General features: G+C 71.8%; 11 protein-coding genes and 1 tRNA gene. 2 read left to right on the top strand and 10 right to left on the bottom strand.

What is annotated here, in order from left to right:
* Nucleotides 1-45: 45 nt before the first annotated feature.
* Nucleotides 46-1026: a Gfo/Idh/MocA family protein gene (locus ACEN8D_RS17575; protein ID WP_413399159.1), complete on the bottom strand. Its 981-nt coding sequence runs from the start codon at nucleotides 1024-1026 to the stop codon at nucleotides 46-48.
* A gap of 168 nt (nucleotides 1027-1194) precedes the next feature.
* Between ACEN8D_RS17575 and ACEN8D_RS17570 the strand changes: the two genes are divergently transcribed.
* A complete protein-coding gene (locus ACEN8D_RS17570; RefSeq protein ID WP_413399157.1) occupies nucleotides 1195-2874 on the top strand; it encodes an HAD family acid phosphatase in 1680 nt (559 codons plus the stop codon).
* Nucleotides 2875-3002: 128 nt separating this feature from the next.
* Here the strand turns inward: ACEN8D_RS17570 and ACEN8D_RS17565 are convergent.
* From ACEN8D_RS17565 to ACEN8D_RS17525, 9 genes are all read right to left on the bottom strand, one after another.
* A tRNA-Thr gene (locus tag ACEN8D_RS17565) sits at nucleotides 3003-3075 on the bottom strand.
* A 44-nt stretch (nucleotides 3076-3119) separates the two neighbouring features.
* On the bottom strand, nucleotides 3120-3764 hold the full coding sequence (locus tag ACEN8D_RS17560; protein ID WP_413399248.1) for a TetR/AcrR family transcriptional regulator: 645 nt from the start codon (nucleotides 3762-3764) through the stop codon (nucleotides 3120-3122).
* Between the two features lie 134 nt (nucleotides 3765-3898).
* Entirely contained in the window at nucleotides 3899-5041 is a 1143-nt protein-coding gene (locus ACEN8D_RS17555) for a DNA polymerase III subunit delta' (RefSeq protein ID WP_413399247.1), read from the bottom strand.
* A 25-nt stretch (nucleotides 5042-5066) separates the two neighbouring features.
* A complete protein-coding gene (gene tmk / locus ACEN8D_RS17550; RefSeq protein ID WP_413399246.1) occupies nucleotides 5067-5702 on the bottom strand; it encodes a dTMP kinase in 636 nt (211 codons plus the stop codon).
* On the bottom strand, nucleotides 5699-8491 hold the full coding sequence (gene topA, locus ACEN8D_RS17545; protein ID WP_413399249.1) for a type I DNA topoisomerase: 2793 nt from the start codon (nucleotides 8489-8491) through the stop codon (nucleotides 5699-5701). Before topA ends, tmk begins: the two co-directional genes overlap by 4 nt.
* 440 nt (nucleotides 8492-8931) lie before the next feature.
* Entirely contained in the window at nucleotides 8932-9237 is a 306-nt protein-coding gene (locus ACEN8D_RS17540) for a TadE family type IV pilus minor pilin (protein ID WP_413399245.1), read from the bottom strand.
* 49 nt (nucleotides 9238-9286) lie between these two features.
* Nucleotides 9287-9493, bottom strand: a complete 207-nt coding sequence (locus ACEN8D_RS17535; protein WP_071295957.1) for a DUF4244 domain-containing protein — start codon at nucleotides 9491-9493, stop codon at nucleotides 9287-9289.
* Nucleotides 9494-9596: 103 nt separating this feature from the next.
* Nucleotides 9597-10433 carry a hypothetical protein gene (locus ACEN8D_RS17530; protein ID WP_413461574.1) on the bottom strand — a complete coding sequence of 279 codons (837 nt, stop codon included), beginning with the start codon at nucleotides 10431-10433 and terminating at the stop codon, nucleotides 9597-9599.
* Between the two features lie 8 nt (nucleotides 10434-10441).
* The gene (locus ACEN8D_RS17525; protein ID WP_413399758.1) at nucleotides 10442-11440 is read right to left on the bottom strand and encodes a TadA family conjugal transfer-associated ATPase; all 999 of its coding nucleotides are present in this window, start codon (nucleotides 11438-11440) and stop codon (nucleotides 10442-10444) included.
* Nucleotides 11441-12044: 604 nt separating this feature from the next.
* Here ACEN8D_RS17525 and acs point away from each other — a divergent pair.
* Nucleotides 12045-14033 (top strand): acetate--CoA ligase, encoded by a 1989-nt coding sequence (acs, locus tag ACEN8D_RS17520; protein WP_413399757.1) that lies wholly within the window; start codon nucleotides 12045-12047, stop codon nucleotides 14031-14033.
* Nucleotides 14034-14089: the final 56 nt, after the last annotated feature.

Genomic DNA, 14089 nt, shown 5'->3' with positions numbered 1-14089 from the left:
CGGACGTTCCGCGCCCCTCCGGGCGTCAGCCGTCGGCCGGTCGCGTCAGCCGTCAGCCGGGTACCGGACGCCGACCTGTCGGCGGGCCTCGTCCATGAGCCCCATGATCGCGACCGTCTCCTCGGGGTCCATCGGGCCGCCCTCGTGGGTGCCGGACTCGACCATCGACTCGAACGCGCGCACCTCGTGCGCGTAGCCGGTGAGCTCCTCGCGCCCGTCGAACTCCTCGACGACGTTCCCGTCGCGGTCGCGGAGCCGCCAGGTCGTCGGCGTGAACCACGTCGAGTCCAGGTCGATGCGGCCGTCCTCGCCGATGACCGACGCGGTGTTCGGACTGCGGAGGTCGAGCCCGAAGTGGAGCATCGACTGCGTCCCGCCCTCGTGCGTCAGCACCAGGCCCATCTGGGTGTCGACGCCCTGCTCGCTCAGGGTGCCCGCGGCGACGACCGACGTGGGGACGCCGAGGACGTCGACCGCGAAGGAGATCGGGTAGATGCCGAGGTCAAGCATCGCGCCACCGCCGAGCGCCGGGTCGTTCAACCGGTGTGCCGGGTCGGACGGCAGCGCCTGGTGGTGGGTCGCCTCGACGAGCCGGACCCGCCCGATGCGTCCCTCGGCCACGAGCTCGCGGATCATCGACATCTGCGGGAGGAAACGCGTCCACATCGCCTCCATGACGGCGACATCGGCGCGCCGGGCGGCGTCGACCACCAGGCGGGCCTCGTCGGCCGTGATCGTGAAGGCCTTCTCGACGAGGACGTGCTTGCCGGCCTCGATGGCGAGCAGTGCGTCCGCCGCGTGCCGCGAGTGCGGTGTCGCGACGTAGACGGCGTCGACACCGTCGTCGGCGACGAGGTCCTCGTAGGAGCCGTGCGCCCGAGGGATCCCGAACTCGGCCGCGAACGTCTCGGCGCTCGCGGGCGTCCGGCTGCCGACCGCGACGAACTCGACCCCCGCGGCCGTGCAGTCGCCCACGAAGGACCGTGCGATGCCGCCCGTACCGATGACTCCCCAGCGAACCGTCATGGGACCTGTCTACCAGGGGCCGTGCTCGGCACACCGCTGTCCACCCGCAGCACTTTGGTATGGACTGCACTGGTGATTGCCAGCTAGCGTGCTGCTGCACCCCCTGAACGGGGGTCCAGCGGTCGCGTCCGACGTCCGCTTCCCCAGCAGAAAGCGATCAGGTCCTCCATGCGCCGATCCGTCCTGTCCGTCGTCGCCACGAGCGCGGCCATCGTCATCACCTCGACCCTCGTCGGTGTCACCCCGGCGACCGCGCACGGCTGGGGATCGCCCGGACACGGCTGGGCACCGCCAGGACACTCGGCCGACGCGGGACTGCAGCCCCGGACGCAGTTCACGATGGCGGCCGACGGTTCCTCCGGCGCGAGCCAGGGCGGCGAGGGCATCCCGAACATCGACTCGGTCAAGAAGACCATCGCGACGTACTACGGCGACCCCGGCACCGGACTCGCCGACCGCACCGACTCCCCCTACATCCGCGAGATGCGGTCCATCGTCGACCGGCAGAGCGCCCAGCTGCAGCGCATCCACGACGCCGCGGTCCGTCGCGGCGAGAAGCCCGCGATCGTCCTCGACGCCGACGACACGACGCTGTGGACCTACGACATGGAGGTCGCGGACATGCACTTCGTGTTCGACCCGGCCCGCCAGGACGAGTGGGTGCAGGACGAGCGCTTCCCCGCGACGCCGTCGATGGTCGGCTTCGTGAACCGGGCGCAGTCGCTCGGGTTCACGGTCTTCGGACTCACCGGTCGGAACGACGACCAGAAGGCCGCCACCGTCCAGAACCTGTCGAAGCTCGGCTACACCGCGTTCACCCAGGACCGCTTCTTCACGAAGTGGACCGGAGTCGGTGCGTCCCAGCAGCCGTCGTACATCACCTGCGCCACGGCGAAGTGCACGACCGTCGAGTACAAGGCGCTCACGCGGAAGCACATCGAGCAGGACCTCGGCTACGACATCGCGCTCAACGTCGGTGACCAGTGGAGCGACCTGCAGGGCGGGTACGCCGACCGCTCGGTGAAGTTGCCGAACCCGACCTACTACCTGCCCTCGGCCGACCTGCCCGGCGTGTCCGAGCCGCGCCTGACGCCCCGCACGCACTTCACCATGGCCGCCGACGGCTCCTCCGGCGCCACCCAGAGCGGCGAGGGCATCCCGAACATCGACTCCGTGAAGTCGACCATCGCGACGTACTACGGCGACCCCGGCACCGGCCTCGCCAACCGCACCGACTCCCCGTACATCCGCGAGATGCGGTCCATCGTCCGGAAGCAGGCTCCCGTCGTCGCAGCCCAGTGCGCCGTCGGCCGGAAGCTCCACCGCAACCCCGCCATCGTGCTCGACGCCGACGACACGACGCTGTGGACCTACGACATGGAGGTCGCGGACATGCACTTCGTGTTCGATCCCGCCCGCCAGGACGAGTGGGTGCAGGACGAGCGCTTCCCCGCCACCCCGTCGATGACCTCGCTCGTGTCGATCGCCCAGCGCTCCGGCTGCACGATCATCGGGCTCACCGGACGCAACGACGACCAGAAGACCGCCACGATCGAGAACCTGCAGAAGGTCGGGTACCCGCAGTTCGCGGCGACGCAGCGCGGCACGCAGACGTACTACACGAAGTGGACCGGCGTCGGGGCCTCGCAGCAGCCGTCGTACATCACCTGCGCCACGGCGAAGTGCACCACCGTCGAGTACAAGTCGCAGACCCGTGCGCACATCGAGTCGCGCTCGGGTGGGCGGTACGACGTGGTGGCGAACTTCGGCGACCAGTACAGCGACCTGCTCGGTGGGTCGGCGGACCGGAGCGTGAAGCTGCCGAACCCGACGTACTACCTGCCCTGAGGCCGGGCCGGGCCGGGCGCGCAGGCGCTCGGCCCGACCCGCCGCCCGGCGCCCGGCACCCGGCGCGCGGCGCGCGGCGCGCGAAGCAGAAAGCCCCGGTCAGACACTGTCTGACCGGGGCTTCTCGGAGCCGCCTGTCGGAATCGAACCGACGACCTATTCATTACGAGTGAATCGCTCTGCCGACTGAGCTAAGGCGGCGGACGCTCCGTTGCCGGAGCGGCACGGGACACGACTATACAGGTTCAGACGAGCGAACGCGAAACGAGCGTGTCGAGGTCGGCGAACGACCGTTCGAGCTCGTCGACGAGGTGGGTGTCCGACCCCGCGTCCGACCACTCCCACCACGCGTGCCGCAGCGCAGCCAACGCCACGAGGGACGCCAGCCGCGCCCGCCGACGCCGCTCCGGGGGCTCTCCGGAGGCGTCCGGAGCTCCGTCCGCGGCCGCCGCGAAGCGCGCTAGGATGGCCCCCTCGATCGCCGCCTGGAACTCCTTCATCGACTCCATCCGCCGACTGAAGAGCTCCGGCGCGGCGCGGAGCACCTGCTGCCGCTCCTCGATCAGCCCACGCTCCTCGATGAGTTCGCGCGTCGAGTGCACGAGCAACGCCCCGAGGTCGGCGAGCAGGTCCCCCGTCGGCCCACCGGCCACGAAGTCCGCGAGGGTGTCGTCGTCCGGCAGCGTCGGATCGTCGCCGAGGATCGCGCCTTCCTTGTTCGGGAAGTAGTTGAAGAACGTCCGCGGCGACACGTCCGCACGCCGCGAGATCTCGTCGACCGTCACCGCCGCGAGCCCTTCCTCGATCGCGATGCGGAGCGCGGCCTGCTGGATCGCGAGTCGGGTGGCGCGGCGCTTCCGCTCGCGCAGGCCGGGTTCTGCGTCGGACATGCGGTGATTGTCCCATGCGCGGGGGCGCGGGCGGATGGGGAACGTCACAGGGTGCGGTTCCGGACGGCCTGGAGGCGCGGTGCGAGCGCGTCCTGCGTCGCACCTCGGGCAGGTGGTCCCGCCCAGGGCGCGGGTCAGCGGCGCGCGCGGGCGATGGTGACGAGCAGCGCCTCGAGCGCGAGGAGGGCCGCCACGTTCGCGGCGATGCGCTGCCGAGCGAGCGCGATGGCGTCGAGCACCTCGAGCGCAGCGGCCGGGGTCACCGACTGCAGTGCGTGGTCGAGCTGTTCCCGCATCGCGAGGTTCACCGGTTCCGCCGGTGCCCCGAGCCCGAGCAGCAACAGGTCACGGTAGAGCGACGAGACGTCCACGAGGATCCGGTCCAGCCCGTCCCGGAGGCTCCGCGTCGCCCGACGCTTCTGGTCTTCCTCGAGCAGGCGCAGCTGCGAACGGAGTGCCGGCGGGATCGTGCCGCCGGGCTCGATGCCGAGCGAGCGCATCGCGGCGTCACGTTCCTCGGCGTCGCGCTGCTGCGTGATCGCCTTGGCGTCCTCGTCGGCGACGGCGAGCAGGTCGGCGGCGGCCATCACGGCGTCTCCGACGGTCCGGACGCCGAGCACCGTGCTCAGCGTGCGGCGTCGACGGTCGCGGGCGTCCTCGCTGGTCGCCAGACGCTGTGCCATGCCGATGTGGCTCTGCGCCTGGCGTGCGGCGTCCATCGCGAGGACGCGGTCCACACCGGTCCGCGCGACGAGCAGGTCTGCGACGGACTCGATGCCCGGCACGCGGAGGCGGACCGACCGCACGCGCGACCGGATCGTCGGCAGCAGGTCGGCCTCGCTCGGGGCGCAGAGGATCCACACGGTGCGCTCCGGCGGTTCCTCGAGCGCCTTGAGGAGCAGGTTCGACGTGCGTTCCGTCATGCGGTCCGCGTCCTCGATGATCACCACGCGGTACCGGCCGACGGAGGGCGAGTAGTGCGACGACGTGACGAGCTGCCGGATCTCGTCGATGGTGATGATGACCCGCTGCGTGGACAGGACCGAGACGTCCGGGTGGGTCTTCGCGGTGATCTGCTGGAGCGTGTGGTCGTCGTCCGGACCGTTCCCGACGAGTGCGGCGGCGAAGGCGGACGCGACGTTCGACCGGCCGGACCCGGGAGGCCCGGTGATCAGCCACGAGTGCGTCATGCCACCGGTGCCGTCGGGCGACTCGGCCGCGTTGCGGAGCGACGCGACCGCTTCCTCTTGCCCTGTCAGGCCGTCCCACACGCTCACGGGATCATCCTGCCAGCCGCCACCGTCATCCCTCGACGATCCCGACCAGTGGAGCGACCGCGGCACGGATCGCGCGCTGGACGTCCGCGGCCGGGGCGGACGCGTCCACCACGAGGAAGCGCTCGGGCTCGGCGGCAGCCATGTCGAGGAACGCCTGGCGGACCGTCTCGTGGAACGTCTCGGCCTCGGACTCGAGTCGGTCGAAGGTGTCGCCGCGCGCCGCGGCCACCCGCGCACGCCCGACGGTGACGTCGAGGTCGAGCAGGATCGTGCGGTCCGGAGTGAGCCCGTCCGACGCCCAGTCCGACACCGAACGGATGTGCTCGGCGCCGAGGCCGCGCGCGACCCCCTGGTACGCCACCGAGGAGTCGATGTACCGGTCCTGCAGCACCACGTCGCCGCGAGCGATGGCGGGGCGGACGAGGGTCTCGACGTGGTGCGCGCGATCGGCCGCGTAGAGCAGGGCCTCGGCTCGAGGCGCGACGTGGCCGCGCTCGTGCAGGACGATCTCGCGGATCCGCGTGCCGAGGTCGGTGCCGCCCGGTTCACGGGTCCGCACCACGGTCCGGCTGTGCTCCTCGAGCCAGGCCGTCAGCAGCTCCGCCTGGGTCGTCTTGCCCGCGCCGTCGCCGCCCTCGAGCGTGATGAACCGGCCGGTCACTTCTTCTTGGCCGCCGGCTTCCGCGCCGGTGCCTTCTTCTTCACCGGTCCCTTGGCGCGCTTGTCCGCGATGAGCTGCACGGCGCGGGCGTGGTCGACGGCCTCGACGTCCTCGCCGCGCGGGATCGTCGCGTTGGTCTCGCCGTCCGTGACGTACGGACCGAACCGTCCGTCCTTCATCTTGATCGGCTTGCCGGACACCGGGTCGGCGTCGAACTCCTTGAGCGCTGCGCTCGCCGAGCTGCGGCCGCCGTACTTGGGCTGGGCGAAGAGCTCGAGCGCACCGGGGAGGTCGATGTCGAAGATCGCGTCCTCGCCCGGCAGGGTCCGGGTGTCCGTGCCCTTCTTGAGGTACGGACCGTACCGGCCGTTCTGCGCGGTGATGTCGTCGCCGGACTCGGGGTCCTTGCCGACGACCCGCGGCAGGTCGAGCAGCTTCAGCGCCGTCTCGAGGTCGACCGTCTGCGGGTCCATCGACTTGAAGAGGGACGCCGTGCGCTCCTTGGGCGCCGCGGGCTTCTTCGTGGTCTTCTTCGCCGGTGCCTTCTTCGCGGCACCCTTCGCGGTGGTCTTCGCTGCGGGCTCCGCCTCGGCGGCGGCCGGCGTGGCCTGCGCGTCGAGCACCTCGCCCGTCGCGGCGTCGACCGCGGGTTCCGGCTCCGGGGTGCGCTCGGTCACGTACGGACCGAACCGGCCGTCCTTCGCGAGGACCTCTTTTCCGGTCTCGGGGTTGATGCCGACGACGCGGTCCCCGAGCACCGGGGCGTCCACGAGCTCGCGGGCCTTCTCGGCGGTGAGCTCGTCGGGAGCGAGGTCCTCGGGCACGTTGACGCGACGGGGCTTCTCGGGGTCGTCGCTCGGCACCTCGATGTAGGGGCCGTAGCGACCGATGCGGAGGGTCAGCCCCGGCGCCAGTTCGACGGAGTTGATCTCGCGCGCATCGATCTCGCCGAGGTTGTCGATGACCGTGCGGAGCCCGCGCTGGTCACCACCACCGAAGTAGAACTCCTTGAGCCAGTCGACCCGGTCGGCGTCGCCGTTCGCGATCCGGTCGAGGTCGGCCTCCATGTCGGCCGTGAACTGGTACTGCACGAGGTCACCGAAGTACTCCTCGAGCAGCCGGACCACGCTGAACGCGATCCAGTTCGGCACGAGCTGGGTCCCGCGCAGCGACACGTAGCCGCGGTCGATGATCGTCGGGCTGATCGTCGGGAAGGTCGACGGGCGACCGATGTCGAGGTCTTCGAGCGTCTTGATGAGGCTCGCCTCGGTGTAGCGCGGCGGCGGGGTGGTGTCGTGCCCCTTCGCGACGACGTCGTCGACGGCGAGGTGCTCGCCTTCCTTGACGTCCGGCAGCGCCACGTCGTTGCCCGAGCGGTCCGAGGACTCGTGGCGGTCCTCGTCCTTGCCCTCTTCGTAGGCGTTGAGGAACCCGCGGAAGGTGATGACCGTGCCGGACGCCGTGAACTCGGCGTCGGTGCCGTTCGCCGTGGCCGGGATGCCCTCGACGGTCTCCTCGGAGGAGATGCCGAGCACGATCGACGCCGTGGAGCCCTTGGCGTCCGCCATCTGCGACGCGATGGTGCGCTTCCAGATGAGGTCGTAGAGGCGCCACTCGACACCGGTCAGCGTCCCCTCGAGCTGCGACGGGGTGCGGAAGGTGTCGCCGGCGGGGCGGATCGCCTCGTGCGCTTCCTGCGCGTTCTTGCTCTTGCTCGCGTAGACGCGCGGCTTGTCCGGCACGGTCGCGGCGCCGTAGAGGTCTGCTGCCTGCTTGCGAGCGGCGTCGAGCGCCTGCTTCGACAGGTTGACCGAGTCCGTACGGATGTAGGTGATGTAGCCGTTCTCGTACAGCGTCTGCGCCGCACGTGCGGTCTGTCGCGGCGAGAGGCGGAGCTTGCGCGCTGCTTCCTGCTGCATGGTCGACGTCGTGAACGGCGCTGCCGGGCGGCGCGTGTAGGGCTTCGACTCGACGCTGCGGACGGTGGCGTCACCGGCACGCTCGAGCACGGTGGTGAGCGCGGCCGCGGCGGCTTCGTCGAGGCGGACGGCCTCGCCCTTCAGGGCACCGCGGTCGTCGAAGTCACGACCGGAGGCGACGCGGGTCCCCTGGACCCGCGCGAGTCGAGCGGTGAAGGCGGCGTCGCCCTCCTTCTCGAAGCGCGCGCTGAGGTCCCAGTAGTTGGCGGACACGAACGCGAGGCGTTCGCGCTCACGGTCGACGACGAGACGCGTGGCAGCGGACTGCACGCGACCGGCCGAGAGCCCCGGACCGATCTTGCGCCAGAGCACGGGCGAGACCTCGTACCCGTAGAGACGGTCGAGGATGCGGCGGGTCTCCTGCGCGTCGACGAGCGCGGTGTCGAGCTCACGGGTGGCTTCCTGCGCGCGCTGGATCGCCTCCTTCGTGATCTCGTGGAAGACCATGCGCTTGACCGGCACCTTGGGCTTGAGGACCTGCAGCAGGTGCCACGCGATGGCCTCGCCTTCGCGGTCCTCATCAGTTGCGAGGTAGAGCTCGTCGGCTTCCTTGAGCGCACGCTTCAGCTCGGAGACGGTCTTCTTCTTCGCGTCCGAGACGACGTAGTAGGGCTCGAAGCCGTTGTCGACGTCCACCGAGAACTTGCCGAGCGAGCCCTTCTTGAGCTCCGCCGGCAGGTTCTTGGGCTCGACGAGGTCCCGGATGTGTCCGACGGACGCCTGGACCTCGTATCCGTCACCGAGGTATTGCGCGATCGTCTTGGCCTTCGCGGGGCTCTCGACGATGACGAGCTTCTTCGTGCCTGGCACGTGTCTCCTTGATCGATGGTGCGCGTCGGCCCTGGACGACGAGCGCGTCCGGGTCGACCGGGGCACCGATGACCGGGGGCCGACAGGCACACCATACACATAGTGTTCGGGCTGGTCGTCCGCCGGACCGGCGACTGCGACTGCGCCCACGGCGAACGGTCCGCCGCCGACCACGACCCGGACCCGGGCGGCGGAGGCAGCCGTGCCGCAGGTGTCGAGGGCTGCCTGGTTCCGCGCTGCCACGCGCGTCGCGGCGGAGCAGGGTTCGCCCGGGACGAGCCCGACGAGGGCCGCCGCGGCGGCGAGCGCCGAGGCGTCGGCAGCGGCCTGGGCGCGGATCGTGGCCACGCGCAGTCCGGCTCCGGCGAGCGCCGCCGTCAGGACGACGAGGACGACGCCGACGACCGCCGTGAGGAGGACCGTGGCGGATCCGCGCTCGTTCACCGTCCGTCCTCCGCAGCGCAGCCGGTGGCACGGAGCGGGACGGCCTCGAACGGCCCCGCGGCCCCTCGTGCTGCCCGGACGCAGACGACGCCGCCGTCACGGTGCACCGTCATGCCGGCCCCGGGTGCGAGGTGCTCGAGGGCTGCGCGCCCGGCGTCGTCGTCCCCCCGACCGAACGCTCGCGCCGCCGTGGCCGCCGCGAGCTGGAGGCGACCGAGACCGTCGACGACGAGCACCGCGGCGACGAGCGAGGTCAGGACGATTGCCACGACGGGGAGCACGACCGCGAACTCGACGCTCACGGTGCCGCGCTCCCGGTCCGCCGCCGGGCGCGGGTCAGCCGTGCGCGGGTCAGAGGGACAGGGCACCGCGGACGAGTTCCGTGAGGATGCTCTGCACTTCTCCGGAGCGCATCACGGCGACGAGGACCCCGGCGAACGCGACGGCGGCGAGGATCACGACCGCGTACTCGGCCGTCGCCGATCCACGGTCGTCGTCGAGTCGTCGCCGGAGTCGGGCGCCGAGGGGCTGGCGGTGCGTGCTGGGTGAGTCGGTCATGTGACTGTCCTTCCTGATGCGGTGCGATGCGATGCGATGCGATGCGACCAGCCTCGCCGCGGGCCGCCCTCGGCACGGGACCGGTCACCGGATCTGTGGAGGGTCACCCGACGTCGACGACGGTGGAGGAGAGGACCCCGACCACCACCGGGACGACCCCGACGAGCACGAAGGCGGGGAGGACGCACACCCCGAGCGGCAGGACGAGCCGGACCGCGAGTCGTTCCGCGGCGGCGAGGCCCGCGGCAGCGACGTCGTCGCGGACGTCCTCGGCAGCCGCGCGGAGGAGCGACGCCGCCGGGACCCCGGCACGCTGCGCGAGTGCGAGGACCTCCCGGAGGTGTTCGCCGTCCGCGGCACGGCACGGTCGGTCGGCGAAGGCGGTCCGCACGGCCGCTCCCCCGTCCACCCACGACCCACCACCGGACACCGCGACCGCCCACGCGTCGAGCAGCACGCCCGGCAGGTGCCCATCGGGCGTCGCCGCACGGACGAGGCGCGCGGTCCACGCCCGCCCCAGCACGACGAGCACGGTGGAGAGGACGACGCAGGTCCAGCCGACCGGCGACGCCACGAGCACCTGGACGGCCCCCGATCCCCAGGTCGACCCGAGCGCGAGGCCGAGCAGCGGCAGCGCGAGCACCACCCGGGCGCTCGCTCGTGGACCGGCGAGTGCCACGAGGACAGCGCGGTCCGATGCCGCCGACCGCCGGAGCGCTCCGGCGAGTGCGCGGACGGTGCCCGCCGACGGTGCCCCGGTGTGTTCGGCGACGCGGAGCACGGCGGCGACGTCCTGCCACGCGGGACCGGCGTCCTTCGGGAAGCCGCCCACCAGTGCCCACGCCCGGGTGGGCGGGACGCCGGCGGCGACGAGCGTCGCGACCCGGTCCAGCGTCCGGGCCGCCGCCGCTGGGTCGAGGGCCGCGTGCCTTGGGCGCACCGATCGTCTCACCGCGACCGGTCCACCGGACGGACCACGAGCCTCCCGTCCGGCCCGACACGCAACGTGCCCACCGCTCCCAACCGGCGCCGCCCCGCGTGCCGCTCGACGTGCACCACCAGGTCGAGCGCACTGACCGCCTGCCGGGCGAGCGCCTCCGGACCGAGCCCGGCGAGCGCGCCGAGTGCCTCGAGCCGCGCCGCCACGTCGGCGATCCCGTTGGCGTGCACGGTCCCCGCTCCCCCGTCGTGCCCGGTGTTCAGGGCGGAGAGGAGCTCGCGGACCTCGGCGCCCCGGCACTCCCCGACGACGATGCGGTCTGGCCGCATGCGGAGCGCTTCGCGGACCAGCCGGTCGAGGCCGAGCGCGCCGGCGCCCTCGGCGTTCGCCTGCCGGGCCTCGAGCGTGACGACGTGCGGGTGGTCGATCCGGAGTTCGGCGACGTCCTCGACGGTGACGATCCGCTCGTCGGGCGGGACGGCCGCCAGCATCGCGGCGAGCATGGTGGTCTTGCCGCTCCCGGTCGCGCCGGTGACGAGCACGTTGCGGCGCTCGTCGACCGCTCGCTCGAGGACCGACCGAGGGACGCGCGCGAACGCTCCGAGCGCCTCGAGCGACTGCAGGGTCGGCCGGGTCGGCGCGGGCAGTCGGATCGAGACCGCGGTCCCGCCGACGGAGACGGGTGCGAGCACGACGTGCACGCGGATGCCGTCGCCGTGGCGGACGTCGACGCAGGGCGTGGTCTCGTCGACGTGCCGCCCGCCCCGTGCCACGAGTTCGGTCGCGAGTTCCCGCACCCGCCGCTCGGGCAGCTCGGGGCCGGCTCGTTCGAGCCCGCGCCCCCGGTCGACCCACGTCCCGCGGCCGCCGACCACGAGCACGTCGGTGACGCCCGCGTCGCCGACGAGCGCGGCGAGCTCCTCGAACTCGGCGGCGACGACGTCCCGACTCCGGATCGGTCGCGTGGCGCCGGGCAGGAACGGGGCGTCGGCACGGTGTCGGTGCATGCGACCAGAGAGTAGGGAGCGGCCGTCGCCGCTCGGAGGTCCACTCCACCTCCTGTGGAGAGCTGCCCGCTCGGCGAGCAACGGACCGTTTTGTACCCCGGCACGCAATGCCGTACCCCAGTCGGTGTCCCAGTGCTGGAACGCCCGGACGCCACCACACGCCCAGCGGTACCGAGTTCGATTGTGCAACACGTGTCGAACAACCCACAGCGCGGTTCGATGCAGGAGCATGGACAGGTCTGTCCACGCTTCGGCATGCCCGCGCGGATCGACGCGTGTCGCCGACCCCGAGCGCGGTCGACCGTGGCACGAACCGGCCCGGAAACGAGAAGAGGCGGCACCGGTTGGGGGGAACAGGTGCCGCCTTGACATCGGTGGATTGGGGGGAATCCGAACCGTTGCCGCCGGAAACGAGTCCAGCGGGAACTACTGTACCCCATGATCGGCCTCCGGAAGCAACCCCCGGATCGACTTCTCGGCGTGCCGCGCTGCACGCCCAGAGCGAACAGGACCGCCACGGCCGCACGCGCCCCCGCCGACCCGCGCCCATGCCGAGGGGTAGTCTCCGACTGCACCCCTGCCGCAACGACGCGAAAGGACATCGATGTCCGCTCCGACCCAGACCGACCCCCGCAACGACGGAGCCCCCGGCAGCCCGGACTCCCCGGACGCCGGCCGAGACGCCACGTTCCCCCCGTCGCCGGAGTTCGTCGCCGACGCCGTCGCACACGAGGACCTGCACGAGGCCGCCTCTGCCGACCGCGAGGCGTTCTGGGCGGACCAGTCCCGCGCGCTCCTCGACTGGCGGACGCCGTTCACCCAGACCCTCGACTGGTCCGGAGCCCCGTTCGCGAAGTGGTTCGCCGACGGCACGCTCAACGTCGCCGAGAACTGCCTCGACCGGCACGTCCGCGCGGGCAACGGCGACCGGGTGGCGATCCACTTCGAGGGCGCTCCCGGGGACACCCGACGCATCACCTACGCCGAGCTGACCGCCGACGTGCAGCGCGCCGCGAACATGCTCACCGACCTCGGCGTCGGGCAGGGCGACCGCGTCGTCGTCTACCTCCCCCTCATCCCCGAGGCCGTCGTCACGATGCTCGCCGTCGCCCGCATCGGCGCCGTGCACTCGGTCGTGTTCGGTGGTTTCAGCGCGGAGAGCCTCCGCGCCCGCATCGAGGACGCCGGCGCGAAGCTCGTCGTCACGGCCGACGGCGGCTGGCGCCGTGGCGCGGTCTCAGCACTCAAGCCCGCGGTCGACGAGGCACTCGAGGGCGAGGGCACCGACAGCGTCGAGCACGTCCTCGTCGTCAAGCGCGGCGGCAACGACATCGCCTGGAACGAGCGCGACCTCTGGTGGCACGACGAACTGGCGAAGGCGGACCCCACCCACGAGGCGCAGGCGTTCCCCGCCGAGACGCCCCTCTTCATCCTCTACACCTCGGGCACGACCGGGAAGCCGAAGGGCATCGTGCACACCTCCGGCGGCTACCTGACCCAGGCGGCGTACACGCACAAGAACGTGTTCGACATGCACCCGGAGAAGGACGTCTACTGGTGCACCGCCGACATCGGCTGGATCACCGGGCACTCCTACGTCGTCTACGGTCCCCTCGCGAACGGCGTCACGCAGGTGCTCTACGAGGGCACCCCGGACGAGCCGAAGCCCGGCCGCTGGTGGGACATCGTCGACGCGTACGGCGTCACGGTCCTCTACACCGCGCCGACCGCGGTCCGCGCCGCGATGAAGGCCGGCCGCGCGGTCCCGGAGGCCCGCAGCCTCGGGACCCTCCGCCTGCTCGGCAGCGTCGGCGAACCGATCAACCCCGAGGCGTGGAACTGGTACCGCCAGGTCATCGGCCACGACCGCACGCCCATCGTCGACACGTGGTGGCAGACCGAGACCGGCGCGATCATGATCTCCGCGCTCCCCGGCGTCACGAAGCTCAAGCCCGGAGCCGCCCAGACACCGTTGCCCGGCATCGTCGCCGAGATCGTCGACGACGACGGCCACCGCGCCGACCCCGGCGAGAGCGGCTACCTCACCATCACCGAGCCGTGGCCGTCGATGGCGCGCGGCATCTGGGGTGACCCGGACCGCTTCGTCGAGACCTACTGGTCACGCTTCCCCGGTCGGTACTTCGCGGGCGACGGCGCCCGACTCGACGGCCAGGGCGACATCTGGATCCAGGGTCGGGTCGACGACGTCATGAACGTGTCGGGACACCGCCTGTCGACGGCCGAGATCGAGTCGGCCCTCGTCGGGCACGAGGGCGTGGCCGAGGCCGCGGTCGTCGGTGCCGCCGACGAGACGACCGGGCAGGCGGTCGTCGCCTACGTCATCCTCACGTCGGAGGCGGCGGCCGACGTCGACCGTGAGTCCGCCGCCGCGGAGCTCCGGAACTGGGTGGGCAAGCGGATCGGCGCCATCGCGAAGCCCCGGCAGGTGGTGATCGTGCCCGAGCTGCCGAAGACGCGCTCCGGCAAGATCATGCGTCGCCTGCTCCGCGACGCGGCCGAGGGCCGTCGCATCGGCGACACGACCACGCTGGCCGACCCGACGATCATGGCGACCATCTCGGAACTCATGTAGCAGGAACGACGCGAGCCGCGCCTCCTGTCCGATCGGACTGGAGGCGCGGCTCGCGT

The organism is Curtobacterium sp. Curtsp22 (genome assembly GCF_059492135.1).
Note: the sequence above shows the minus strand (reverse complement) of the source record. Positions and strands in the feature narration are given on the sequence as shown.